A 22763-nucleotide genomic window follows, 5' to 3' on the forward strand; every position below is an offset into this window, starting at 1 on the left:
AGCCAGCACACACCAGCAGGTGTGTACAGTTTCCCCATGGACACGTATCCGCTCGTCGAAGCCCGCAACCAGCTCGGCCAACTGGTCGGCCGGGTTCGGCACGGACAGGAGCAGATCCTGATCACCGAGTACGGCAAGCCCGCCGCCGCACTCATCCCGATAAGCGAACTGGAAGAGCTGCAGCGGCTGCGCGACGAGGCGGACATCGCCGAGGCGCGCGCTCGTGAGGCCGCTCCGGCCGGCCCGTCGATGTCGCACGACGACTTCATGGCCCAGTTGGAGGCGGAAGATCGCCGAGAGGCCGCTTCGTGACGTACACCGTGGTGTGGGAGAACCACGCCATGAACGAGTTCCGACGGCTCCGCGTCCTCGATCCGGTAGGAGCCAAGGCGACTGCCGTGGCAGTACGCGCCCTCGCCGAAGATCCCCGTCCCGACGCGGCACGGGCCTTGGGAAGTTCCGGCTACTACCGGCTGCACGTCGGAAGTTGGCGCGTGCTGTACCGGCCGGACGCACCCACCGTCACCGTGCATGTGCTGAAGGTCGGCCGCAGCAACTGAACCCGGCCCCCGCGACAACCGGAGCCACCCATGAACCACGCCCAGCTCACCCATCTAGGCCGTGCTCTCCGTGTGCTCGGCGAGCACGGCGACTCCCTCACGGCCGACGCTCCGGACGCCAAGCTGCACGAGGTCAGAGCGGACCTGAAGCGTGCCCTGGACCTCCTGGAGGACAGCGTCACCACCGCCGCCCCCAGCACCCGTTGCGCCGAGCATCCGAACGGCCCGGTCGACGAGAACGCCCCCGACCTGTGCCTGCTGTGCGAGACGCGCCGCAGGGCGGCCCGCCGCGCCGAGATCAACGGACCGTACGCGCGCCCCCGCTCCGCCGAGCCCGCCCCCTCCCGGTACGGGGTGCGGGAGGACCGGCCCCAGCCCCAGCAGCGCTGGCTTCCGGAGCAGTGGACCGGCCAGGAGTGGCAGCTGTGCGGGACGCCGAGGCGGGACCGGCACGAGGCCGAGCTCTACCTCAACGCCCAGCGCCGCGGGCCGCGCGCCGCGATGGCGTACCGGCTCGTCCACGAGTTCACCGACTACGAGGTGCTGCGCGTGTGGGGCACCCCGGTCAGGGTCGACATCGAGCCGCTCGGCAACCTCTAGAGCCCGATAGACCCCAGCCGCCTACTTCAGCAGCGGCAGCGCCGGGATGTCGTACCCCTCCCACAGCCGCCGCGAGACCTCCTCCGGGTACGGCAGCACCTGCGCCGCCGCCCCGTCCAGCACCTGGGTGAGGCGGCCGCCCGACGGCTCGAACGCCGGCCATCCCGGCTCCCCGGTCCGCGCGAACCCGGTCCACGCCGACTGGAAGAGCGCGGTCAGTGCCCTGGCCTCGTCCGGCACCCCGGTGCCCGCGAACAGCAGGGCCCCGAGGTCGGCGTCGTAGGTGCCGAACAGCAGCGGCACGTCCAGCCCGTGGCAGGCGCCGAGCGCGCCGCCGAACGCCGGTGCGGTCCAGGTCAGTTCGTACAGGTGGGCCCGGCCGCCGCCCGCTGCATGCGCCTCCGCCAGCCGAAGCGACGGCAGGGCGAACAGCCAGTCCGTCTGCACGCGTTCGTAGAGGTCGGTCGGGGTGGCGTCGGGGAAGGCCTCGCGGTAGGAGCGCTCGCCGTCCGGGCCCGGCGCGAACATCCGCAGGGCCGCGGCCGCCTGTTCCTCGGTGATCCTGCCGAGCTGCTCGCCGAGGGCGAGGAAGAGCCGGAACTCGTCGCGGGTGTGCCCGACGAGCAGGTCCACGTCCCGCCCGGCGCCCGCCGCCAGCGCCTCCCAGGGCGTGCACGGCAGCACCTCCCCGTCGACGACCGGCGAGAAGGGAGTGACCGTGGGCGCCACCTGCCCCCACCGGTCGTCGTACTCCCGCATGCGCGCGCTCAACCGCTCACCGGCCGCCGGGAGTTCACGCGGGTCCACGGCGGCCAGCGCGGCGGCCGTGGGAGCGAGACCGGCCTCCTTGCCGAGCTCCACCGCTATGTCCCGGGCGAGTTCGGCGGAGAAGTAGGTGCCGGGGACGCTCTGCGCGACGGCCCGCCGGAACAGTCCCCGCGCGCGGGGCATGGCCAGCAGCGAGGCGACCGACCCCGCGCCCGCCGACTCCCCGAACACCGTGACCTGCCCGGGGTCCCCGCCGAACGCCGTGATGTTGTCCCGCACCCACTCCAGCGCCGCGACCTGGTCGAGCAGCCCCCGGTTCGCGGGCGCGCCCTCCAGCAGGGCGAAGCCCTCTATGCCGACGCGGTAGTTGAGGGTGACGACGACCACGTCACCGGCGCGCGCGAGGTGCTGGGCGTCATAGCCGGGGCTGCCCGCGTGACCCAGCTTGTAGGCACCGCCGTAGATCCACACCATCACGGGTCGGCGGGCCGCCGGGTCCGTCGCGGGGGTCCAGACGTTGACCGTCAGCCAGTCGTCACCGGTGGGCGTCTCCACCGCGCCCGCGCGCGCCTGGAAGGCGGACTCCTGCGGGGGCGGGGGCCCGAAGGCGTACGCCTCCCGGGTCCCCTCCCAGCTCCCGACGGGCCGGGGCGCCTGGAACCGGGCCGCTCCCACGGGCGGTTCGGCGAAGGGGATCCCCCGGAAGACCACCAGTCCGTCCTCGGCGCGCCCGCGTACGGCACCGGCCGCGGTGCGTACTTCGAGACCCTCGGCTGACGTCATCGGTCGAACTCCTCACAGGTCGGGGCTGCTTCGCCTCACTCCAGCCCACGTCCCTTGCCTGAGTCAACCAAGCCGAGGGTCCCTTGTGCCGTCAGCTCAACGACTTCAGCGCGGACGCGTCGTACGGCTGGAGTTCGTCGAAGCGGCCCGCCAGCACCTTCGCGGCCCACTCGGGGTCCTGGAGCAGCGCCCGCCCGACGGCGACCATGTCGTACTCCTCGCGTTCCAGGCCGTCGAGCAGGTCGTCGATGCCCTTGACCGGGGAGCCCTCGCCCATGAAGCCCTTGATGAAGTCGCCGTCGAGGCCGACCGAGCCGACGGTGATGGTGGTCCGGCCGGTGAGCTTCTTGGTCCAGCCGGCGAGGTTGAGGTCGGAACCCTCGAACTCGGGGAGCCAGTAGCGGCGGGTGGAGGCGTGGAAGGCGTCCACACCGGCCGCGGCGAGCGGGGCGAGGATCGCCTCCAGCTCCTCCGGCGTCTCGGCGAGCCGCGCCTTGTAGGCCTCCTGCTTCCACTGCGAGTACCGGAAGATGATCGGGAACTCGGCCGACACCGTCTCGCGTACGGCCGCCACGATCTCCGCCGCGAACTTCGTACGGGCGACCGGGTCACCGCCGTAGGCGTCGGTGCGGCGGTTGGTGCCCGCCCACAGGAACTGGTCGAGGAGGTAGCCGTGGGCACCGTGCAGCTCCACGCCGTCGAAGCCGATGCGCTCGGCGGCGGCCGCGGCCTCGGCGAACGCGCCGATCACGTCGTCCAGGTCGCGCTGGGTCATCGCCTTGCCGGTGGGCTCGTCGGCGCCGGGGCGGATACCGGAGGGGCCGACCGCGGGGGCGTCGGCGTAGGGCGCCTGCCCCTGCTCGCGCACCATGCCGATGTGCCACAGCTGCGGGACGATGGTGCCGCCCGCCGCGTGCACCTGCTCGGCGACCTTCGCCCAGCCCGCGAGCTGCTCGTCGCCGTGGAACCGCGGGACGCTGTCGCTGTTCCCGGCCGACTCGTGGCCGACGTACGTCCCCTCGGTGACGATCAGACCGACTCCGGCGGCCGCGCGGCGGGAGTAGTACGACGCCACGTTCTCGCCGGGGATGCCGCCCGGGGAGAACATGCGGGTCATGGGCGCCATCGCGATGCGGTTCGGGACGGTCAGGCCGTTGATGTGCACCGGGCGGGAGAGGATCTCGGCGGCACGGGTGGGAGCGGGGGCGGTCACGTGTGGATACTCCTCGGTATGTGCATGCGCATGGACAGTACCCAGGTGCCAACCGCCTCGCGCGCTCCAAGATTCCCGCCACGCTGTGACTCCGGCCACGCATGGAAGAAGCCCGCCCCACGACCGTGGGACGGGCTTCGTCTTGAGCGCTGGGCAGGCCTTGCACCTGCATTTCCCCGCAGGAAGCGGGGCGTCTTTCCTTGGACCACCAACGCGTAGTCGACCGACGGGAGTTCACGTCGAGCGGCTCGTGATCAAGCATAGCGCAAGAAAGGACCGGGGGCGGCCACCCCCTGTTCCCAGGAAGGGCCGCCCCCGGCGAGGACGTTGATCAACCGTCAGGCCTCACGGCCCGGAGTCGATCAGAAGTCCATGTCACCGCCCGGCATGCCGCCACCGGCGGGCGCGGCGGCCTTCTCCGGCTTGTCGGCGATGACGGCCTCGGTGGTGAGGAACAGCGCGGCGATGGAGGCGGCGTTCTGCAGGGCAGAGCGCGTGACCTTCGCCGGGTCGATGATGCCCTCGGCGATCATGTCGACGTACTCACCGGTTGCGGCGTTCAGGCCGTGGCCGACGGGCAGGTTGCGGACCTTCTCGACGATGACGCCACCCTCGAGACCACCGTTGACGGCGATCTGCTTGAGCGGGGCCTCCAGGGCGAGCTTCACGGCGTTGGCGCCGGTCAGCTCGTCACCCTCCAGGTCCAGCTTCTCGAAGACCGAGGAGGCCTGGATGAGGGCCACGCCACCACCGGCGACGATGCCCTCCTCGACGGCCGCCTTCGCGTTGCGAACGGCGTCCTCGATGCGGTGCTTGCGCTCCTTGAGCTCGACCTCGGTCGCGGCACCGGCCTTGATGACGGCGACGCCACCGGCGAGCTTGGCCAGGCGCTCCTGGAGCTTCTCGCGGTCGTAGTCCGAGTCGCTGTTCTCGATCTCGGCGCGGATCTGGTTGACGCGGCCGTTGACCTGGTCCGAGGAACCGGCACCGTCGACGATGGTGGTCTCGTCCTTGGTGATGACGACCTTGCGGGCGCGGCCCAGGAGGTCCAGGGTCGCGTTCTCCAGCTTGAGGCCGACCTCCTCGGAGATGACCTCGCCGCCCGTGAGGATGGCGATGTCGCCGAGCATGGCCTTGCGGCGGTCACCGAAGCCCGGGGCCTTGACGGCGACGGACTTGAAGGTGCCGCGGATCTTGTTGACGACCAGGGTGGACAGGGCCTCGCCCTCGACGTCCTCGGCGATGATCAGCAGCGGCTTGCCCGACTGCATGACCTTCTCCAGGAGCGGGAGCAGGTCCTTGACGGAGCCGATCTTGGAGTTGGCGATGAGGATGTACGGGTCGTCGAGCGACGCCTCCATCCGCTCCATGTCGGTGGCGAAGTACGCCGAGATGTAGCCCTTGTCGAAGCGCATACCCTCGGTGAGCTCCAGCTCCAGACCGAAGGTCTGGGACTCCTCGACGGTGATGACGCCTTCCTTGCCGACCTTGTCCATCGCCTCGGCGATGAGCTCGCCGATCTGGGTGTCGGCGGCGGAGATGGAGGCCGTGGAGGCGATCTGCTCCTTGGTCTCGACATCCTTGGCCTGCTCGAGCAGGGCGGCGGAGACGGCCTCGACGGCCTTCTCGATACCGCGCTTGAGGGCCATGGGGTTGGCGCCGGCGGCTACGTTGCGCAGGCCTTCCTTGACCAGGGCCTGGGCGAGCACGGTCGCGGTGGTCGTACCGTCACCGGCGACGTCGTCCGTCTTCTTGGCGACTTCCTTGACCAGCTCGGCGCCGATCTTCTCGTACGGGTCCTCGAGCTCGATCTCCTTGGCGATGGAGACACCATCGTTGGTGATCGTGGGCGCGCCCCACTTCTTCTCGAGGACGACGTTGCGGCCCTTGGGGCCGAGCGTCACCTTGACGGCGTCCGCGAGCTGGTTCATGCCGCGCTCGAGGCCGCGCCGCGCCTCCTCGTCGAACGCGATGATCTTGGCCATGTGAAGTGGTCCCTCCAGGACTGGGGGTGATTCCTTCGGACCGCGCCCGCGCCCGCGACGGACGGCTCGCCGGCCCGTGGATCCTTGCCCCACAAGGCCTGCGGGCCTCACCGACCCGGTCCATCTTTGTCACTCTCACCTTCAGAGTGCTAACGCCAATGATTAGCACTCGGCATGGTCGAGTGCAAGCGCCTACCGAAGACCGGGCACGGGTTCGCTGTGTTCCGGGCGCCCGGACTGCGCGCCGCGGGAGGCCGGGTCGGGCTGCCGGGCGGCCACCGGCCGGTGGGGGCTGATCGCGCAGTTCCCCGCACCCCTGGGGAGGTTGCAGTCACCCAGCGCCACGATCAGGGGCCGCCGCACACACTCAGGGGCGCGGGGAACTGCGCAGAACGCCCGCCCCCACCGGACCCGCGCACGAAACCGCCCAACCACCCAAAACACATGCCGAAGGGCCCGTACCCATGACTCCCCATGGGGTACGAGCCCTTCGAAGAAGAACGAAGAACGACGCTGTTGTTACCCGGCGCGTGCTTCAGCCAGTCGCGAGACGGACCATGTCCGCCTGCGGCCCCTTCTGACCCTGCGAGATCTCGAACTCGACCCGCTGGCCCTCTTCAAGGGTGCGGTAGCCGTCCATCTGAATCGCGCTGTAGTGGACGAATACATCCGCACCACCGTCGACCGCGATGAAGCCGTACCCCTTCTCCGCGTTGAACCACTTGACGGTGCCCTGAGCCATGCCTAACTCCCCTATTACTGGCCCTTGCACGGATCCACACTTCATGGATCCGGGTCAGACCTCACCCCCCACATGGTTGGGGGCGTGCGCCGGAACGCGTCGACCGCGGCTGAATGTATCTGTCCAACTGCCGTCTGCAACAGGTCAATCGGACGAGAATTCTGGACGGAAGGGGTCCGGAATGTAGTGAGAATTCGCCCGAATTCGGGGCAAGTCGGGCCCCACAAAAGGAGCATAAGACGCAAAGAACCCACACACTTTGGCTACTTCTCGCCGCATCCGAAGTCGCAACTCATATGCGCCCGGCATGAAGGAAGCAGCGGGTTCCCCAACTGTACCGTGCTCAACCATAGAGAATTGCCCCCTCCGCTTCTCTCGCGGAGGGGGCAATCGGATGAACACTCGGTAATTTCTGTTACCGAAGGTAATGACCAGTCATATGGTCACCCGCCGGCGACCGCCGGGATGATGGAGACACCGGCCCCGTCGGGCGTAGCCGTCTCCAGCCCCTGCTCGAACCGCACATCGTCGTCGTTCACGTACACATTCACGAACCGCCGCAGCTTGCCCTGGTCGTCGAGAACGCGCGCCGCGATACCCGTGTGGTTCTTCTCCAGATCGGCGATGACCTCGGCGAGGGTCCCACCCTCGGCCTGCACCTCGGCCTGGCCGCCGGTGTAGGTGCGCAGGATGGTGGGGATACGGACGGAAACGCTCATGGTTCAAGACCTCCGGTCAGGTAAACGAACAACGACTACGCGAGGCCGGCCTCACGGAACGAATCGAGGTTGGGACGAATGGTCGCCGTCAGACCCGTACCCGCCACCGCGTCCAGCGTCTTCAGACCGTCCCCGGTGTTCAGCACGACGGTCGTCAGCGAGGGATCCAGCAGCCCGTTCTCGATCAGCTTCTTGGTGACACCCACGGTCACCCCACCGGCGGTCTCCGCGAAGATCCCCTCGGTCCGCGCCAGCAGCTTGATCGCGTCGACGACCTGCTCGTCGTTCACGTCCTCCACCGCGCCACCGGTACGCCGCGCGATGTCCAGCACGTACGGGCCGTCCGCCGGGTTGCCGATGGCCAGCGACTTGGCGATGGTGTTCGGCTTCTGGGGCCGGACCACGTCGTGGCCAGCCTTGTACGCCACCGACACCGGCGAGCACCCCTCCGCCTGCGCACCGAAGATCTTGTACGGCTTGTCCTCGACGAGCCCGAGCTTGATCAGCTCCTGGAGCCCCTTGTCGATCTTCGTGAGCTGCGAGCCGGAGGCGATCGGCACCACGAGCTGGTCGGGAAGCTTCCAGCCGAGCTGCTCGCAGATCTCGTACGCCAGGGTCTTGGACCCCTCCGCGTAGTACGGCCGCAGGTTGACGTTGACGAAGCCCCAGCCCTCGCCGGCCGGGTCGCCGATCAGCTCGGAGCAGAAGCGGTTCACGTCGTCGTAGTTGCCCTCGATGCCGACGAGCTCGCCGCCGTAGACCGCGGCCATGACGACCTTGCCCTGCTCCAGGTCGTGCGGGATGAACACGCAGGAGCGGAAGCCCGCCCGGGCCGCGGCGGCACCCACCGCGCCGGCCAGGTTGCCGGTGGAGGAGCAGGAGAGCGTGGTGAAGCCGAAGGCACGCGCGGCCTCCAGGGCCTGCGCGACGACGCGGTCCTTGAAGGAGTGCGTCGGGTTGCCGGAGTCGTCCTTGATGTACAGGCCGCCGGTCACGCCGAGCTCGCGGGCGAGGTTGTCGGCCTTGACGAGGTGGGTCCAGCCGGGGTTGATGTTGGGCTTGTCCGCCACGTCCGCGGGGACGGGCAGCAGCGGGGCGTAGCGCCAGATGTTCGCGGGTCCCGCCTCGATGCGCTTGCGGAGCTCCTCGGTTTCGTAGGCCGAGAAGTCGTACGCGATCTCGAGCGGGCCGAAACACTCCTCGCAGGCGAAGACCGGGCCGAGCGGGACTCGGTGGCCGCATTCGCGGCAGCTCAGTGCCGCGGCGGGACCCAGGTCGACGGAGTTCGTGGTGCTTGCAACAGTCTGCGCAGCCATGGAGGCGAGGCCCTTTCTCCTCATCTTCCTCACGACGCACTTCGCCGTGAGACGGATTTGGCACCTTCCCGAGTCGGGAGCCTCGCGGAGACGATCGTCAGTGATCGCTGCAAGAGCCGACTGGAGGGTTGCCGGGGCTTCATCGGGCCGTATCCCTCTGCCCCTCTGGATGAGCGGTATGAAGTTGTGAACGGCGGGCCACCCTGGACATGCGATGGTCATCCGCGTTGTTCAAGACTGTAACCGACGGCCGGGACAGTTGAGAGAGTCGTCCGAACGGCGAGATGGATCACCCGCAGATCACACGCAGAGGAGCCGCGCACTGTGCTGAACGAAGTCGAGCGCTGGCTGGCGACCCGTTCCTGGTCCGTGACCGATCGCCCGCTCCACCGGATCATGGCGGCGAAGCGGGCCACGGGCCGGACGGTCAGTGTCGTCCTGCCCGCACTCAACGAGGAGGAGACGGTCGGTGACATCGTCGCCGTGATCCGTCATGACCTCATGCAGCAGGTCCCGCTCGTCGACGAGATAGTCGTCGTCGACTCGGGATCGACCGACCGCACGTCGGAGGTCGCCGCGGCGGCCGGCGCGCGGGTCGTCCACCGCGACGACATCCTCCCGCGCATCCCGGCCGTGCCCGGCAAGGGCGAGGTCCTGTGGCGGTCCCTGCTGGTCACCACCGGGGACATCGTCTGCTTCATCGACGCCGACCTGAAGGAGTTCTCCTCGGACTTCGTCTCCGGCATCGTCGGCCCGCTGCTCACCGACCCCGAGGTCGACCTGGTCAAGGGCATGTACGACCGTCCCCTGGGCGGTGCCGCCGGACAGGGCGGCCGGGTCACCGAGCTGATGGCGCGCCCGCTGCTGAACATGCACTGGCCGCAGCTCGCCGGTTTCGTGCAGCCGCTGGGCGGCGAGTACGCGGCCCGGCGCTCCCTGCTGGAGCAGTTGCCGTTCCCCGTCGGCTACGGCGTGGAGCTCGGCATGCTGGTCGACGCCCTGCATCTGGTGGGCCTGGACGCGCTCGCCCAGGTCGACGTCGGGGTGCGCAAGCACCGCCACCAGGACGGGCAGGCCCTGGGCCGGATGTCCGCCGCGATCTACCGCACCGCCCAGCTCCGGCTGGCCCGCGGCCACCTGATCCGGCCCGCCCTGACCCAGTTCGAGCGCGGCCGGGAGGGCTTCGAGCCGCGTACGTACTCCGTGGACACGGAGGAGCGGCCGCCGATGACGGAGATCCCGGAGTACATGAAAAGAAGGGCGGCGTAGGAGCGCCCCTTCCGGAGCGCTCCCAAAGGGAACGTTTGAGCGGTTGGACACCGGGCTAGATGTCGAGGCATGGCTCCCTCGCACAACGCCCACGTACTGGTCGCGTCCAACAGAGGTCCGGTCTCCTACGAGGTCCAGGACGACGGTTCGCTGAAACCCAAACGGGGTGGCGGCGGGCTGGTCTCGGGTCTGTCGGCGATCGGGCCGGAGGCCGACGCGCTGTGGGTGTGCTCGGCGCTGTCCGACGGTGACCGCGAGGCGGTACGGCAGGGCGTCGGCGAGGACGGCGTCCGGATGCTCCCGATCCCGGCCGACGTGCACGCGGACGCGTACAACGGCATCGCCAACTCGGTCCTCTGGTTCGTCCACCACCTCCTCTACCAGACCCCGCTGGAGCCGTCCTTCGACGCGGAGTTCCGGCGGCAGTGGGCGTCGTACGAGACGTACAACCGTGCCTTCGCGGAGGCGCTCGCTCAGGAGGCGGCCGAGGGGGCGGCGGTCCTGGTGCAGGACTACCACCTGTGCCTGGTGCCGGGGATGCTCCGCGAACTCCGCCCCGACCTGCGCATCGCCCACTTCTCGCACACGCCGTGGGCGCCGGTGGAGTACTTCCGGATGCTGCCGGACGACATCCGGGCGCAGTTGGTGTGGGGCATGCTCGGCGCTGACCGGCTCGGCTTTTTGACCTGGCGGTGGGCGTTCGGGTTCATGGCCTGCGCGAACGAGATCGACGCCGAGCGGATCCAGGTGTACAGCCCGGTCCCCAGTGAGCCGAAGAGCATCGAGCACACCGCGACGGGCGTGCCGCCCCTGAGGACGACGTGGATCGGCGTGCACGGCCTTGGCGCGGACGCCGAGTTCCTGCGCGCCCGCTCCCACGAGGCCGACGTCGAGGAGCGGATCGTCGCCCTGCGCGAGGAGATCGGCGCGGGCCGCAAGACGATCGTGCGGGTGGACCGGACCGAGCTGTCCAAGAACATCGTGCGCGGCCTGCACGCCTACCGGCGGCTGCTGGAGTCGCGGCCGGAGTGGCGGGAGCGGGTCGTGCACGTGGCGTTCGCGTATCCCTCGCGGCAGGACCTGGCGGTGTACCGGGACTACACGGCCGAGGTGCAGCGGGTGGCGCAGGAGATCAACGACACGTTCGGCACACCTGGCTGGACCCCGGTCCTGCTGAATCTGAAGGACGACTTCGCGCGCTCCCTCGCCGCGTACCGGCTGGCCGACGTGGCGCTGGTCAACCCCATCCGGGACGGCATGAACCTGGTCGCGAAGGAGGTGCCGGTGGTCTCCGACGAGGGGTGCGCGCTGGTGCTGTCGCGGGAGGCCGGGGCGTACGAGGAGCTCGGCGAGGACGCGATCGTGGTGAACCCGTACGACGTGGAGCAGACGGCGGCGGCCCTGCACGAGGCCCTGACGATGCCGGCCCACGAACGGGCCGAACGCGCGAAGCGGCTCGCCGCGGCGGCGACGGCGCTCCCGCCGGCGCAGTGGTTCCTGGACCAGCTGAACGCGCTGAAAGCGCTGAACGGGTGAGCATGAACCTTCCTACCCCCCTCACCCCCGCCGGTCAGGAGGGCCTGCGCGCGCTGCTCGCGGAACCGCACCGGGCGCTGATCGGCCTGGACTTCGACGGGACGCTCGCGCCGATCGTGGCGGACCCGGAGAAGGCGGCCGCCCACCCCGAGGCGGTGCCGGCGCTCGCGGCCCTCGCGCCGAAGGTGGCGTCCGTGACGGTGATCACCGGCCGCCCGGCCGCGGTCGCCGTCCGCAACGGCGGTTTCGCGGGCGTCCCGGGTCTGGAGCACCTGACCGTGCTCGGCCACTACGGGGCGGAGCGCTGGGACGCGGCGACGGGCGAGGTGACCGCCCCCGCCGCGCACCCGGGGGTGGCGGCGGTCCGTGCCGAGCTGCCGGAGCTCCTGGCCGGAACCGGCGCGTGGATCGAGGAGAAGGGCGGCCGGGCGGTGGCCGTCCACACCCGCCGGGCCGCCGACCCCCAGTCCGCCTTCGAAGCCCTCCGCGGGCCCCTCACCGACCTGGCCGCCCGCAACGGCCTGATCGTGGAACCCGGCCGGCTGGTCCTGGAGCTGCGCCCACCGGGCGTGGACAAGGGCGTGGCCCTCCTGAAGCACGCCGGCGAGGTGTCCGCCCGGTCCGTGCTGTTCGCCGGTGACGACCTGGGCGACCTCCCGGCCTACTCGGCGGTCGACGAACTGCGTGCCCACGGCACCGCGGGCCTCCTGGTGTGCAGCGGCAGCGACGAGGTCACGGAACTGCGCAAGCGGGCCGACCTGGTGGTGGACGGCCCGGCCGGCGTGGTGGGCCTGCTGCGGGGCCTGGCGGAGCGGCTCGCCTGACCCTCAGCGCTCGGCGCGCCGGGCCTGCCGCACTCTGCGCAGCCGGTTCACCGTCACCGGGTCGTGGGCCAGGGCGCGTTCGTCGTCCAGGAGGGCGTTGAGGAGCTGGTAGTAGCGGACCGGCGCCAGGCCCAGCTCCTCACGTATCGCCCGCTCCTTCGCGCCGGGGCCCGCGAAACCGCGGCGCTCCAGCGCGAGGATGTCCCGCTCCCGGCGGTCGAGTTCCGCGTGCTCCATGCCGGGAACCGTAACGCCCGCCACTGACAGCGGCTACTCCGCGTTCCGTGCGGTGAGCTGGAGCGCGCGCAGCACCTCCGCGGGGTTCCCGTCGGAGCTCACCGCGGAGCCGATCCGCTTCTTCACCGCGGCGCTGACCGAGGCCCAGGACGTCTTGCCGACCGGCGGCAGCTCCGCGGAGGGCAGCGCGGCGAGGAAGGGCTTGAGGTCGGCGTCCTGGGAGCTCGCGCTCATCGCCGAGGACGCGGAGTTGGTGACCGGCAGCAGGTCGTACTCCCGTGAGAACGCGAGGACGTTCTTCTCGCTGTAGACGAAGTCGAGGAAGTCGCCCACCTGCTCGGCGTGCCCGTTCTGCCGGAAGGCCATCATCCAGTCGGCGACGCCCATGGAGTTCCTGGTCGGCCCGTCCACGCCGGGCATGGGCACCATCCCGAACTTCACCCCCTTCGCGGCGGCGGTCTTCATCAGCGAGGGGTGCCCGTTGAGCATCCCGACGTCCCCGGCGGCGAACGCCGAGAACGCGGCGGCCCGGTTCAGGTTCTCGGGCGCGACCGGGCCGGTCAGTCCCTTGCCGACGAGGTCGTCCTTGAGCCAGGTCAGCGTGGCGATGTTCTCGTCGGAGTCGATGCCGTACGTGCCGACGTCGTCGACGTACCCGCCGCCCCCGCTCAGCAGCCACTGCATGGTCTCGGCCTGCGCCTCCTCGGGGCCGAGCGGGAGCGCGTACGGGTACTTCACCCCGTCCGCCTTGAGCGCCTCGGCGTCGGCGGCCAGCTCCTTCCACGTGGTCGGCGGGGTGAGCCCGGCGTCGGCGAAGAGGGTCTTGTTGTAGAAGAGCAGCCGGGTCGACGCGGCGAACGGCATCCCGTACTGCATGCCGTTGATCCGCCCCGCGGAGCCGAGCTGGGCGACGAAGTCGGCCTGCTCCCGGATCCCGATCAGCTCGTCGGCCTTGTAGAGCAGTCCCTTGTCCGCGTAGTCGGCGTAGGCGCCGATCTGCGCCATGTCGGGCGCCTCCCCGGCGTCGACCTGTTCCTTGACCTTGCGGTCGACGTCGGTCCAGGAGTACACGCTGACGTCGATCTTCACGCCGGAGTGCTTCGCCTCGTACTCCTTGACGAGCTTGTCCCAGTACTTCTGGGAGCTGTTGGCCGAGCTGTCGCCGTAGTCGGCGGCGACCAGCTTCAGCGTCACCTCGTCCGACCCGCCGCCCAGGCCGCAGCCACCCAGTACCGCCGTCATCCCCAGTGCGGACACCGCCGCGATCGTTCCCGTCCTACGCCGCCGCACCGACAACCGCCCCAAACTCACGTTCGAAAACTTTCGAAAAGTCATACATATCTCAGACTAAGGTCTACACCACGCGAGTGGACTAGACCTCTTGCGGGTCCACGGGTCACACTGTCCCCCGTGAGACATGTCATCGCCCTCGACGTGGGCGGCACCGGGATGAAGGCGGCCTTGGTCGGCGCGGGCGGCGAGCTCCTGCACCGGGCCCGCCGGGCGACCGGCCGCGAGCGCGGACCGGACGCGGTCGTCGACGGCATCCTCGACTTCGCCGCCGAGCTGCGCGCGTACGGCACCGAGCACCTCGGCGCCCCCGCGGTCGCGGCCGGCGTCGCCGTCCCCGGCATCGTCGACGAGGACCGGGGCATCGCCGCCTACGCCGCCAACCTCGGCTGGCGGGACGTCCCCCTGCGCGCCCGGCTCGCCGAGCGTCTCGACGGCGTCCCGGTCGCCCTCGGCCACGACGTCCGCACCGGCGGCCTCGCCGAGGGCCGCATCGGAGCCGGCCGGGGCACCGACCGCTTCCTCTTCGTCGCCCTCGGCACCGGCATCGCGGGCGCCATCGGCATCACCGGGCGGGTGGAGGCGGGCGCCCACGGCTTCGCGGGCGAGATCGGCCACATCGTCGTACGCCCGGACGGCACGCCCTGCCCGTGCGGCCAGCGCGGCTGCCTGGAGCGGTACGCCTCCGCGGCCGCCGTCAGCGAGGCCTGGGCCGCGGTCACCGGGAACCCGGCGGCGGACGCGGCGGACTGCGCGAAGGCGGTGGAGGCCGAGGACCGGCAGGCCCGGGAGGTCTGGCAGCACGCCGTGGACGCCCTCGCCGACGGCCTGGTCACCGCCCTCACCCTCCTGGACCCCCGCACCCTGATCATCGGTGGCGGCCTGGCGGAGGCGGGGGAAACCTTGTTCACACCGCTGAGGGAGGCGGTCCGCAGCCGGGTCACCTTCCAGAAGCTCCCGACGATCGTCCCCGCGGCACTCGGCGACACGGCGGGCTGCCTGGGCGCCGGCCTCCTGGCCTGGGATCTCCTCAACAAGACCGACGGTACGGAGGTAACGCCCTGATGGCAGCCGACTCAGGGGCGCGGGACAGCGTCGAATTTGCGGCTACCGCCGCGCGGGCGCGACAAGCCACGACGCACCCGCACCCCGCAACGGACAAGACCCCCCTCGTCCTGTCCGGCGCGACCGTGGTCCTGCCCACGGGAACGGTCAAGAACGGCCAAGTCGTCATCGACGGCACCCGAATCACCGCTACCGCCCCAGAAAACGCCCAGGTCATAGACGTAACCGACCACTGGCTGGTCCCCGGCTTCGTCGACCTGCACAACCACGGCGGCGGCGGAGCCTCCTTCACCTCCGGCACCCCCGACGAGATCCTCAAGGGCATCCGCACCCACCTGACCCACGGCACCACCACCCTCGTCGCCTCCACCGTCACCGGCGACATGGACTTCCTGGCCCAGCGAGCCGGTCTCCTCTCCGAACTCGCCGAGCAGGGCGACATCGCCGGCATCCACTTCGAGGGCCCGTTCATCTCCCCGTGCCGCAAGGGTGCGCACTCCCAGGAGCTCCTGCGCGACCCCGACCCGGCGGAGGTCCGCAAGCTGATCGACGCGGCGCGCGGGCAGGCGAGGATGCTCACGCTCGCCACCGAGCTCCCCGGCGGCATCGAGTCGGTACGTCTCCTCGCCGAGCACGGGGTCATCGCGGCGATCGGCCACACGGACGCGACCTACGAGCAGACCGTCGAGGCGATCGACGCGGGCGCGACCGTGGCCACCCACCTCTTCAACGCGATGCCGCCCCTCGGCCACCGCACCCCCGGCCCCATCACCGCCCTCCTGGAGGACGAGCGGATCACGGTCGAGCTCATCGACGACGGCACGCACCTCCACCCGGCCGCGCTGCAACTGGCGTTCCACCACGCGGGTGCGCAGAGGGTCGCCCTCATCACGGACGCCATGGACGCGGCCGGCTTCGGCGACGGGCGCTACATGCTCGGCCCCCTGGAGGTCGAGGTCAGCGAAGGGGTCGCCCGCCTGGTCGAGGGCGGTTCGATCGCCGGCTCGACGCTCACCCTGGACCGCGCCTTCAAGCGGGCGGTGACCGTCGACCGGCTGCCGGTCGAGGACGTGGTCGCGGCGATCTCCGCCAACCCGGCCCGGCTGCTCGGCATGTCCGACCGCATCGGCTCACTGGAGCCCGGCAAGGACGCCGACCTGGTCCTCCTCGACCGTCATTTCGACCTCAAGGGCGTCATGCGCCGGGGAGAATGGGTGGTCGGTCCCCAACTGGGGTGATGTGTCCGGCTGTTGGGGCCGGGATCGTCCTGGGAGACTGGACGGGCACGTTTTCGTCTTCGGGGGAGGTCGGCCCGGGTGATCCTCACGGTCACGCTGAACACCGCTCTCGACATCACCTATCGCGTACGGTCACTGCGGCCGCACACCAGCCACCGGGTCACCGAGGTCAGCGAACGTCCCGGCGGCAAGGGCCTGAACGTGGCCCGGGTGCTGGCCGCCCTCGGCCACGAGGTGACGGTCACCGGCTTCACGGGCGGCGCCACCGGCCGCTCGGTCCAGGACCGCCTCACCCGCGTACCGGGCCTGGTGGACGCGCTCGTCCCGGTCACCGGCCCGACCCGGCGCACGATCGCCGTCGTGGACGAACGCTCCGGCGACACCACCCAGCTCAACGAACCGGGCCCGACGGTGACGCCCGCGGAGTGGTCGGCCTTCCAGGAGGCGTACGAGGATCTCGTCCCGTCCGTGGCGGCGGTGGCCCTGTGCGGGAGCCTGCCGCCGGGGGTGCCGGTGGGGGCGTACGCGGGCCTGATCCGCACGGCGAAGGCGGCCGGGGTCCCTGTCCTCCTGGACACCAGCGGCGAGGCGCTGCGCCGCGGGGTCGCCGCCCGCCCCGACATCGTGAAGCCGAACATCGAGGAACTCGCCGAACTGACCGGCTCCCACGAGCCGCTGCGCGCGACGCAGGACGCTCGGCGGCGAGGCGCCCGGGCGGTGGTCGCGTCCCTCGGCAAGGAGGGCCTCCTCGCGGCGACCCCCGAGGGCCGCTGGCGCGCCACCCCGCCCGCCCCGGTCCACGGCAACCCGACGGGCGCGGGCGACTCGGTGGCGGCGGGCCTGCTGTCGGGCCTGGTGGAACAACTCCCCTGGCCGGACCGCCTGACCCGAGCGGTAGCCCTGTCGGCGGCGACGGTCCTGTCCCCGACGGCCGGCGAGTTCGACCGGGCGGCCTACGAGGACCTGCTGGGGCGGGTGACGGTCACGGGGGAGGTCAGCGCGGCGTGACCTACTGGTCGACGTTCTCGGTCACGGAGAACTGGTCGAGCAGCGCGTTGCACTTGTTGCCCTGCTGGCACGAGAGCTGGATCGTGTTGGTGCCCTTGGTCAGGGAGACCTGCGCCCAGGTCTCCTGCCATTCGTTCGCGGGAAGCCCACCGAAGTTCTTCATGTTCAACGGCCGGGCGGAGGGTTTGCCGTTGACCGTCACCGTCGCGTTGGCGTCCTCGGCGGGGAGGCCGTAGCGGACGTAGACCCGATAGGTGCCGGCCTTCTTGATGCCGTTGACCGTCCAGGTGACCGAGGCGCCGACCTGGTTGAAGCCCTGGACGTAGACGCCGCCGTCGGACTGGGCGCCCTTCACGTCGGAGGCGAGGGTCGTGCCGCCCTCCAGCCGCATCGTCTTCGCGTCGGCCTTCGGCAGCTCCTCGGCGTCGGCGCCGGCGCTGCTCGACGGACTCGGCTTCGAGCTCTGCGAGACGCTCGGCGTCGTCGCCGCCTCGTTGCCCTTGTCGTCCTTGTTGTCGTCGCCGCCCGCGATGGCGATGGCGATGCCGATGACCACCGCGGCCACGACCGCGATCGCGCCGATCAGCAGACCCTTGGTGTTGGGGCCACCGCTGCGGCCGCCGCCGCTGTAGCCGGGCATGGGCTGCTGGCTGGTGGGGGCACCGCCCGGGAGGGTCTCGGGGGCCTGGTAGTGCGCGCTGGGCTGGCCGTAGCCGACCTGGCCCTGCTGCTGCGGAACCTGGCCGTACGGGCCGTTCGGGGCGGCCGGTGCCTGCTGTTGGCCGTACTGCCGCTGGCCGACCGCGCGCGTCCGGTTGACGGAGTTCGGGTAGCCGTAGCCGTAGCCGCCGCCGGAGGGCGGCTGGGCCCCGTTGGCCTGGCCGTCGGCGTAGAGGTAGCCGAACGGGTCTTCGTCCTCTGGCGTGCTCGCGCCGTTGTTGCCGGACGTCATCCCTTGGTACTCCTCAACAGGTGCGGATCGGATGCGATACGTGGAGTCAGAATGGCGAGCCTACCCGCTCCAGATGGCCCAAACGGGTGACTCGGATCGCATCGGCTCGCTGACCTGGGGCTCAGCCCGCGCGTCTGTGTTGTTTGGGACGAGATCGTTTCTCGACGTACATCCGCTCGTCGGCCGACTTCAGCACTTCGTCCGCGGTCATGCCGCAGTGCGCCCAGCCGATACCGAAGCTGGCACCCACCCGCACGGCCCGTCCCTCGGCCCGGATGGGCTGGATGATCTCGTTGCGCAGGCGGACCGCGAGGTCGGCCGCGTCGGCCTTGCCGAGGCCGTCGGCGAGGATCACGAACTCGTCGCCGCCGAGCCGGGCCACGGTGTCGCCGTCGCGGACGCACTGGGACAGCCGCCGGGCGACCTCGATGAGCACCGCGTCACCCGCGTTGTGCCCGAACCGGTCGTTGATCGACTTGAAGCCGTCGAGGTCGCAGAAGAGGACCGCGAGCCCCTTGGAGCCGTCGTCGCGCTCCCCCTGGGGGGCGACGGTGTGCACATGGTGGTCGAAGGTGTCGTACGCCTCGGTCCCGCCCTGCCGGAAGTCGAAGCCGTGGCCGCCCGCGTCGAAGGCCGGGTGCCCGAAGGCCGCGTCGACGGACTCCAGGGCGCCCGTGTGGGTGGGGCGCTGACAGAGCCGGGAGGACAGCCGCGAGCGCAGCTCCGCGGAGTTCGGCAGGCCGGTCAGCGAGTCGTGGGAGGCGCGGTGGGCGAGCTGGAGCTCGCGGCGCTTGCGCTCCTCTATGTCCTCGACGTGGGTGAGCAGGAAGCGCGGGCCGTCGGCCGCGTCGGCGACGACGGAGTTGCGCAGGGACACCCAGACGTAGGTGCCGTCGCGGCGCGCCAGGCGGAGCTCGGCCCGTCCGCCCTCCGCCGAGGTCCGCAGCAGGGTGCCTATGTCCTCGGGGTGCACGAGGTCGGAGAAGGAGTAGCGGCGCATCGCGGACGCGGGGCGGCCCAGCAGACGGCACAGGGCGTCGTTGGTGCGCAGGATGCGGCCGTGCTGGTCGCCGCCCATCTCGGCGATGGCCATGCCGGAGGGGGCGTACTCGAAGGCCTGCCGGAAGCTTTCCTCGCTGGCCCTGAGGGCCTGCTGCTCCCTTTCGAGCCTGACCAGCGCACGCTGCATGTTCGCGCGCAGGCGCGCGTTGCTGATCGCGATGGCGGCCTGGAACGTGTACATCTGGAGCGCCTCGCGGCCCCACGCGCCCGGCCTGCGGCCGTTGCGCGGTCGGTCCACGGAGAGCACGCCGATCAGTTCGCCGCACTGGCCGCCCTGCACGCCCGGCGTGTACATCGGCGCGAACAGCCGGTCGGAGGGGTGCCACTCGTCCTCGAAGCGGGGCGCGGGACCGTCGGTGTACCACTGCGGGACGTCGTCGTCGTCGAGGATCCAGCCCTCGGTGTGCGGGATGAAGACCAGGTCGCCCCAGGTCTCTCCCATGCTCAGCCGGCGTTCCCAGGACTCGCGGGAGCCCACCCGACCGGTGATCAGCGCTTCGGCGGCCTGGTTCCCGGCGAAGGCCGCGACCACGAGGTCCCCGTCGGGGCGCACGAGATTGACGCACGCCAGTTCATAACCGAGTGCGGTGACCACGCCGTTCGCGACGGTCTGCAGTGTGTCGGCCAGGCTGCGGGCCGTGTTCATGTCGGCCATGACCTGGTGCAGCTGTCGCAGGGACGCAAGGCGGACGTACGGCTCCGACTCGCTCTCCATTGCTCGCCCTCCCCCCGAGACCTCGCAGTGAATCAAGGGTCATCTGTCCAGCCACTGAATCACAGCGCGCTGCCCGCTCGGTACACAGGGTCAACAATTGGCTTCTCTTGTGACTCAAGTCACAGTGAAAGCTGAGCAATTGAACGGTGTTTCTGCGTTTTTCCCGTGCGCTTACTGCACACAAAGTTTGGGTGTTTGTGGAGGCGCTGGTAGGCGGTCCGCCGGGAGACCTAGGTCCGGTCTCGGGCGAAGGCCCGATGCGGGGCGCGCGGCACCCGGACTAGCGTTTCCGGTGTGTCGAACACTCACGTCCCCACCGCCCCGATGATCCCCTCGCCCACCTACGGGCATGCTGTGGGGGTGAGCAACGACGAGTTCCGCGCCGCCATGTCCCGGCTGGCCGCGGGTGTGGTCCTGGTGACCGCGTTCGAGCCCCCGTTCGACGCCGAGGGACCCAAGGGCGAGGACGTCGGCATGACCGCGACCGCCTTCCTGTCCGTCTCCCTGGACCCGCCTCTGGTGCTGGTCAGCCTGCGTACCGGCTCCCGCATGGACGACCTGCTCGACGAGCAGCCGCTGTGGGCGGTGTCCGTCCTGTCCGAGAGCCAGCGGCACATCGCGGGCCGCTTCGCCATGAAGGGCCGCATCAGCGACCGCCTGCTGTTCGAGGACATCCCGTACGTCCGCGGCGCCGCGACCGGCGCCGCTCTGGTGGGCGGCGCCCTGGCCACGCTGGAGTGCCGCACCGAACAGCGGGTGGAGGCCGGCGACCACACCCTGGTGATCGGCCGCGTCCTGACGGCTGACGTTCCGAGCGCGGACGGCGGCCCGCTCACGTATTTCCGCGGCAGGTACCGGCAGTTGGGATGAATTCAGTGGCAGCGCGCCACTGACCCGCCCTAAGGTCCCCGGATGACATTCGCACCGCGCCTCGAAGAGGTCACACCCGGGAATTTCGAAACCGCGACCGGCATACGCGTCCGCCCCGAGCAGGAATTCGCGGTCTCCCCCGTGATGCAGTCCCTCGCCGAGGCGTACGTCCATCCCCCGGGCGTGGCCTGGCCCCGCCTGATCGTCGACGGTGACCGCACGGTCGGCTTCCTGATGGCCTTCCTCGACATCGACTGGCACGCCGACGGCGGCACCGTGCGCCGCTCCGGGCTGTGGCGCCTGAACATCGCGGCCGACGCCCAGGGCCAGGGCTACGGCCGTTTCGCCGTCGAGTCCGTCGCCGCAAAGCTGCGCCGCCGGGGCACGAAGGAGCTGTACGTCACCTGGCACGAGGGTCCCGAGGGCCCGGCGGAGTTCTACCTGAAGCTCGGCTTCCGCCGCACCGGCGAACTGAGCGAGGGAGAGACGGTGGGAGTCCTGGACCTCGCCTAGAGGCTAGAGAAGGGTGACGTCCAGCCGTGCCGCCCTCGCCGGGTCCGTGGTGATGTCGATCACGGCGATCCGGTCGTGTACGAACGTGAACGCGAGGGTCCGCTCCACCCGGTTGTCCCGCAGCAGCGCGATGCCGCTGCGGCCCGCCACGAGAGCCGGTACTGCGACACCGGTGATGTGCCGCGCGTAGCCGGTCGCCCCCTTGGCCACGGCGAGGGCCCCCGCCGTCACCCCGGCCTCCGTGCGCACCACGACATCCGGGTCGAGGACCTCCAGCAGCCCCTCGAAGTCACCGTCACGCGCGGCGGCGAGGAAGGCGTCGACGAGTTCCCTCCGACGCGCCGGATCGGCGTCGGTGGCCTGGGCGCCCCGCACCCGGCGCCGGGCCCTGCTGGCGAGCTGGCGGGTGGCCGCCGGGGACTTGCCGACGACACCGCCGATCTCGTCATAGGGGACGGCGAAGAGGTCGTGGAGGACGAAGGCGAGCCGTTCGGCGGGGGTGAGGGTGTCGAGGACGACGAGCAGGGCGCTGCCGACCGAGTCGGCGAGGAGGACGTCCTGCTCGGGATCGGGAACGGCGGCCGCGACCGGCACCTCGGGCTCCAACGGCTGCTCGGCACGGGACCTGCGGGCGCGGAGCATGTCGAGGCAGACCCGCCCGACGACCGTGGTCAGCCAGCCGCCGAGGTTGTCGACGTGCGTGGTGTCCGACCTGCTCATCCGCACCCAGGCCTCCTGCACGGCGTCCTCCGCCTCGGCGACCGACCCGAGCATCCGCTGCGCCACCGCCCGCAACTGTCCGCGGTGCGCCTCGAACCGCTCGGCCTGGAAGTCCTCGTCGCCCATGGGTCACCGCTCTCGTCGTCGTCCGCCGTCGATGAGTTGACGGATGAGACGGCGAGAATGTGACGCGCCCCGTAGGGGCGCGGGGAACTGCGCGACAAGCCACGACGGCGCCGCGCCCTACAGACGGCCTGTTACCCCCAGTCCCGCCCCGACCGCCCCCGCTTCGTGTCCGACCGCGCCTTCTTCTCCCGCAACCGCCGCTCATTGATCCCACGAGGAATCCGCGTCGGCCGCCGAGGCTTCGGCGGCGGCGCCGTCGCTTCCGCCAGCAGCGCCGCAAGGCGTACGGCCGCGGTCTCCCGGTTGCGCCACTGCGAGCGGTGCTCGGAGGACCGTACGGTCACGACCCCGTCGACGAGCCGCGAGGCCAGCTTGGTGAGGGCCCGCTGCTTCCAGACGTCGGGCAGGGCCTCGGTGCGGGCGAGGTCGAAGCGCAGCTCCACCTGGGAGTCACTGGTGTTGACGTGCTGACCGCCCGGACCGGACGACCGCGAGAAACGCCACATGAGCTCGGCCTCGGGAAGCGAGACGGAGCCGCGGATGACGTAAGGACCGGACATGGGGTCCATGTTCCCGCCTCTGACCGGTCCACGTCACCCCAATATCCCCTGTCCGCCGCCCGCGTCCGCTTGGGTAAAGAAAGTAAAGAAGC

23 protein-coding genes and 1 riboswitch are annotated in these 22763 nt (G+C 70.6%); of the genes, 11 read left to right on the forward strand and 12 right to left on the reverse strand.

The features are described 5' to 3' along the window. Positions 1-36: 36 nt before the first annotated feature. From ABZ098_RS33830 to ABZ098_RS33840, 3 genes are read left to right on the forward strand one after another with little or no spacing between them, the layout of a single operon-like run. Positions 37-312, forward strand: a complete 276-nt coding sequence (locus ABZ098_RS33830) for a type II toxin-antitoxin system Phd/YefM family antitoxin (protein WP_356597561.1) — start codon at positions 37-39, stop codon at positions 310-312. Beyond that, positions 309-560 (forward strand): type II toxin-antitoxin system RelE/ParE family toxin, encoded by a 252-nt coding sequence (locus ABZ098_RS33835; RefSeq protein ID WP_356597562.1) that lies wholly within the window; start codon positions 309-311, stop codon positions 558-560. The genes ABZ098_RS33830 and ABZ098_RS33835 overlap by 4 nt, the downstream gene beginning before the upstream one ends. Positions 561-590: 30 nt before the next feature. Continuing rightward, positions 591-1160 carry a hypothetical protein gene (locus tag ABZ098_RS33840; protein ID WP_356597563.1) on the forward strand — a complete coding sequence of 190 codons (570 nt, stop codon included), beginning with the start codon at positions 591-593 and terminating at the stop codon, positions 1158-1160. A 21-nt stretch (positions 1161-1181) separates the two neighbouring features. Here the strand turns inward: ABZ098_RS33840 and ABZ098_RS33845 are convergent, their stop codons facing one another. From ABZ098_RS33845 to thrC, 6 genes are all read right to left on the reverse strand, one after another. Further along, entirely contained in the window at positions 1182-2711 is a 1530-nt protein-coding gene (locus ABZ098_RS33845; RefSeq protein ID WP_356597564.1) for a carboxylesterase family protein, read from the reverse strand. Positions 2712-2802: 91 nt separating this feature from the next. Beyond that, entirely contained in the window at positions 2803-3924 is a 1122-nt protein-coding gene (locus tag ABZ098_RS33850) for an NADH:flavin oxidoreductase (protein ID WP_356597565.1), read from the reverse strand. 362 nt (positions 3925-4286) lie between these two features. Then, entirely contained in the window at positions 4287-5909 is a 1623-nt protein-coding gene (groL, locus tag ABZ098_RS33855) for a chaperonin GroEL (RefSeq protein WP_007382894.1), read from the reverse strand. A 535-nt stretch (positions 5910-6444) separates the two neighbouring features. Further along, positions 6445-6651 (reverse strand): cold-shock protein, encoded by a 207-nt coding sequence (locus ABZ098_RS33860; RefSeq protein WP_007382895.1) that lies wholly within the window; start codon positions 6649-6651, stop codon positions 6445-6447. Positions 6652-7094: 443 nt separating this feature from the next. Continuing rightward, positions 7095-7370 (reverse strand): MoaD/ThiS family protein, encoded by a 276-nt coding sequence (locus ABZ098_RS33865; protein WP_123990075.1) that lies wholly within the window; start codon positions 7368-7370, stop codon positions 7095-7097. 35 nt (positions 7371-7405) lie between these two features. Next, a complete protein-coding gene (thrC, locus tag ABZ098_RS33870; RefSeq protein ID WP_356597566.1) occupies positions 7406-8686 on the reverse strand; it encodes a threonine synthase in 1281 nt (426 codons plus the stop codon). 17 nt (positions 8687-8703) lie between these two features. Beyond that, positions 8704-8862: riboswitch (SAM riboswitch) on the reverse strand. 148 nt (positions 8863-9010) lie between these two features. On the opposite strand from thrC, the gene ABZ098_RS33875 reads away from it, so the two are divergent. From ABZ098_RS33875 to otsB, 3 genes are all read left to right on the forward strand, one after another. Then, positions 9011-9955 carry a glucosyl-3-phosphoglycerate synthase gene (locus tag ABZ098_RS33875; protein ID WP_356597567.1) on the forward strand — a complete coding sequence of 315 codons (945 nt, stop codon included), beginning with the start codon at positions 9011-9013 and terminating at the stop codon, positions 9953-9955. Between the two features lie 69 nt (positions 9956-10024). After that, positions 10025-11491: a trehalose-6-phosphate synthase gene (locus ABZ098_RS33880; protein WP_356597568.1), complete on the forward strand. Its 1467-nt coding sequence runs from the start codon at positions 10025-10027 to the stop codon at positions 11489-11491. 2 nt (positions 11492-11493) lie between these two features. Next, positions 11494-12315, forward strand: a complete 822-nt coding sequence (otsB, locus tag ABZ098_RS33885) for a trehalose-phosphatase (protein ID WP_356597569.1) — start codon at positions 11494-11496, stop codon at positions 12313-12315. A gap of 3 nt (positions 12316-12318) precedes the next feature. Here the strand turns inward: otsB and ABZ098_RS33890 are convergent, their stop codons facing one another. Both ABZ098_RS33890 and ABZ098_RS33895 read right to left on the reverse strand, forming a co-directional pair. Further along, positions 12319-12552, reverse strand: coding sequence for a DUF3263 domain-containing protein (locus ABZ098_RS33890; RefSeq protein ID WP_356597570.1), 234 nt, complete (start codon positions 12550-12552; stop codon positions 12319-12321). A gap of 33 nt (positions 12553-12585) precedes the next feature. After that, positions 12586-13794 (reverse strand): extracellular solute-binding protein, encoded by a 1209-nt coding sequence (locus tag ABZ098_RS33895; RefSeq protein WP_356597704.1) that lies wholly within the window; start codon positions 13792-13794, stop codon positions 12586-12588. Between the two features lie 168 nt (positions 13795-13962). Here ABZ098_RS33895 and ABZ098_RS33900 point away from each other — a divergent pair, with 168 nt between their 5' ends. The 3 genes from ABZ098_RS33900 to ABZ098_RS33910 all read left to right on the forward strand — a co-directional run bounded on the left by ABZ098_RS33900 (position 13963) and on the right by ABZ098_RS33910 (position 17153). Continuing rightward, a complete protein-coding gene (locus ABZ098_RS33900; protein WP_356597571.1) occupies positions 13963-14907 on the forward strand; it encodes an ROK family protein in 945 nt (314 codons plus the stop codon). Continuing rightward, complete coding sequence (gene nagA / locus ABZ098_RS33905; protein WP_356597572.1) at positions 14907-16145, forward strand: N-acetylglucosamine-6-phosphate deacetylase; 1239 nt, start codon at positions 14907-14909, stop codon at positions 16143-16145. Before ABZ098_RS33900 ends, nagA begins: the two co-directional genes overlap by 1 nt. A gap of 78 nt (positions 16146-16223) precedes the next feature. Next, a complete protein-coding gene (locus ABZ098_RS33910) occupies positions 16224-17153 on the forward strand; it encodes a 1-phosphofructokinase family hexose kinase (protein ID WP_356597573.1) in 930 nt (309 codons plus the stop codon). A gap of 1 nt (position 17154) precedes the next feature. Here the strand turns inward: ABZ098_RS33910 and ABZ098_RS33915 are convergent, their stop codons facing one another. Beyond that, positions 17155-18105 carry a carbohydrate-binding protein gene (locus tag ABZ098_RS33915; RefSeq protein WP_356597574.1) on the reverse strand — a complete coding sequence of 317 codons (951 nt, stop codon included), beginning with the start codon at positions 18103-18105 and terminating at the stop codon, positions 17155-17157. A 121-nt stretch (positions 18106-18226) separates the two neighbouring features. Beyond that, positions 18227-19882, reverse strand: coding sequence for a diguanylate cyclase CdgB (cdgB, locus tag ABZ098_RS33920; protein WP_356597575.1), 1656 nt, complete (start codon positions 19880-19882; stop codon positions 18227-18229). Positions 19883-20206: 324 nt separating this feature from the next. On the opposite strand from cdgB, the gene ABZ098_RS33925 reads away from it, so the two are divergent. Beyond that, the gene (locus ABZ098_RS33925) at positions 20207-20752 is read left to right on the forward strand and encodes a flavin reductase family protein (RefSeq protein WP_356597705.1); all 546 of its coding nucleotides are present in this window, start codon (positions 20207-20209) and stop codon (positions 20750-20752) included. 42 nt (positions 20753-20794) lie between these two features. Then, positions 20795-21265, forward strand: a complete 471-nt coding sequence (locus tag ABZ098_RS33930) for a GNAT family N-acetyltransferase (protein ID WP_356597576.1) — start codon at positions 20795-20797, stop codon at positions 21263-21265. Positions 21266-21268: 3 nt separating this feature from the next. On the opposite strand, the gene ABZ098_RS33935 is transcribed toward ABZ098_RS33930, so the two are convergent. Together ABZ098_RS33935 and arfB are read right to left on the reverse strand one after the other, a co-directional pair. After that, positions 21269-22111 carry a sigma-70 family RNA polymerase sigma factor gene (locus ABZ098_RS33935; RefSeq protein ID WP_356597577.1) on the reverse strand — a complete coding sequence of 281 codons (843 nt, stop codon included), beginning with the start codon at positions 22109-22111 and terminating at the stop codon, positions 21269-21271. 131 nt (positions 22112-22242) lie between these two features. Next, the gene (arfB, locus tag ABZ098_RS33940) at positions 22243-22680 is read right to left on the reverse strand and encodes an alternative ribosome rescue aminoacyl-tRNA hydrolase ArfB (RefSeq protein WP_356597578.1); all 438 of its coding nucleotides are present in this window, start codon (positions 22678-22680) and stop codon (positions 22243-22245) included. Positions 22681-22763 lie beyond the last annotated feature (83 nt).

The sequence above is a fragment of the Streptomyces sp. NPDC006335 genome, assembly GCF_040612795.1.
Lineage (GTDB): Bacteria > Actinomycetota > Actinomycetes > Streptomycetales > Streptomycetaceae > Streptomyces.

Coding starts and splice junctions, on each gene's coding strand:
- ABZ098_RS33830 (WP_356597561.1), top strand. CDS start 37: ATGGACACGTATCCGCTCGTCGAAGCCCGCAACCAGCTCGGCCAACTG.
- ABZ098_RS33840 (WP_356597563.1), top strand. CDS start 591: ATGAACCACGCCCAGCTCACCCATCTAGGCCGTGCTCTCCGTGTGCTC.
- ABZ098_RS33845 (WP_356597564.1), bottom strand. CDS start 2,711: ATGACGTCAGCCGAGGGTCTCGAAGTACGCACCGCGGCCGGTGCCGTA.
- groL (WP_007382894.1), bottom strand. CDS start 5,909: ATGGCCAAGATCATCGCGTTCGACGAGGAGGCGCGGCGCGGCCTCGAG.
- ABZ098_RS33860 (WP_007382895.1), bottom strand. CDS start 6,651: ATGGCTCAGGGCACCGTCAAGTGGTTCAACGCGGAGAAGGGGTACGGC.
- ABZ098_RS33865 (WP_123990075.1), bottom strand. CDS start 7,370: ATGAGCGTTTCCGTCCGTATCCCCACCATCCTGCGCACCTACACCGGC.
- thrC (WP_356597566.1), bottom strand. CDS start 8,686: ATGGCTGCGCAGACTGTTGCAAGCACCACGAACTCCGTCGACCTGGGT.
- ABZ098_RS33880 (WP_356597568.1), top strand. CDS start 10,025: ATGGCTCCCTCGCACAACGCCCACGTACTGGTCGCGTCCAACAGAGGT.
- otsB (WP_356597569.1), top strand. CDS start 11,494: ATGAACCTTCCTACCCCCCTCACCCCCGCCGGTCAGGAGGGCCTGCGC.
- ABZ098_RS33890 (WP_356597570.1), bottom strand. CDS start 12,552: ATGGAGCACGCGGAACTCGACCGCCGGGAGCGGGACATCCTCGCGCTG.
- ABZ098_RS33895 (WP_356597704.1), bottom strand. CDS start 13,794: ATGACGGCGGTACTGGGTGGCTGCGGCCTGGGCGGCGGGTCGGACGAG.
- nagA (WP_356597572.1), top strand. CDS start 14,907: ATGGCAGCCGACTCAGGGGCGCGGGACAGCGTCGAATTTGCGGCTACC.
- ABZ098_RS33915 (WP_356597574.1), bottom strand. CDS start 18,105: ATGACGTCCGGCAACAACGGCGCGAGCACGCCAGAGGACGAAGACCCG.
- cdgB (WP_356597575.1), bottom strand. CDS start 19,882: ATGGAGAGCGAGTCGGAGCCGTACGTCCGCCTTGCGTCCCTGCGACAG.
- ABZ098_RS33925 (WP_356597705.1), top strand. CDS start 20,207: ATGATCCCCTCGCCCACCTACGGGCATGCTGTGGGGGTGAGCAACGAC.
- ABZ098_RS33930 (WP_356597576.1), top strand. CDS start 20,795: ATGACATTCGCACCGCGCCTCGAAGAGGTCACACCCGGGAATTTCGAA.
- ABZ098_RS33935 (WP_356597577.1), bottom strand. CDS start 22,111: ATGGGCGACGAGGACTTCCAGGCCGAGCGGTTCGAGGCGCACCGCGGA.
- arfB (WP_356597578.1), bottom strand. CDS start 22,680: ATGGACCCCATGTCCGGTCCTTACGTCATCCGCGGCTCCGTCTCGCTT.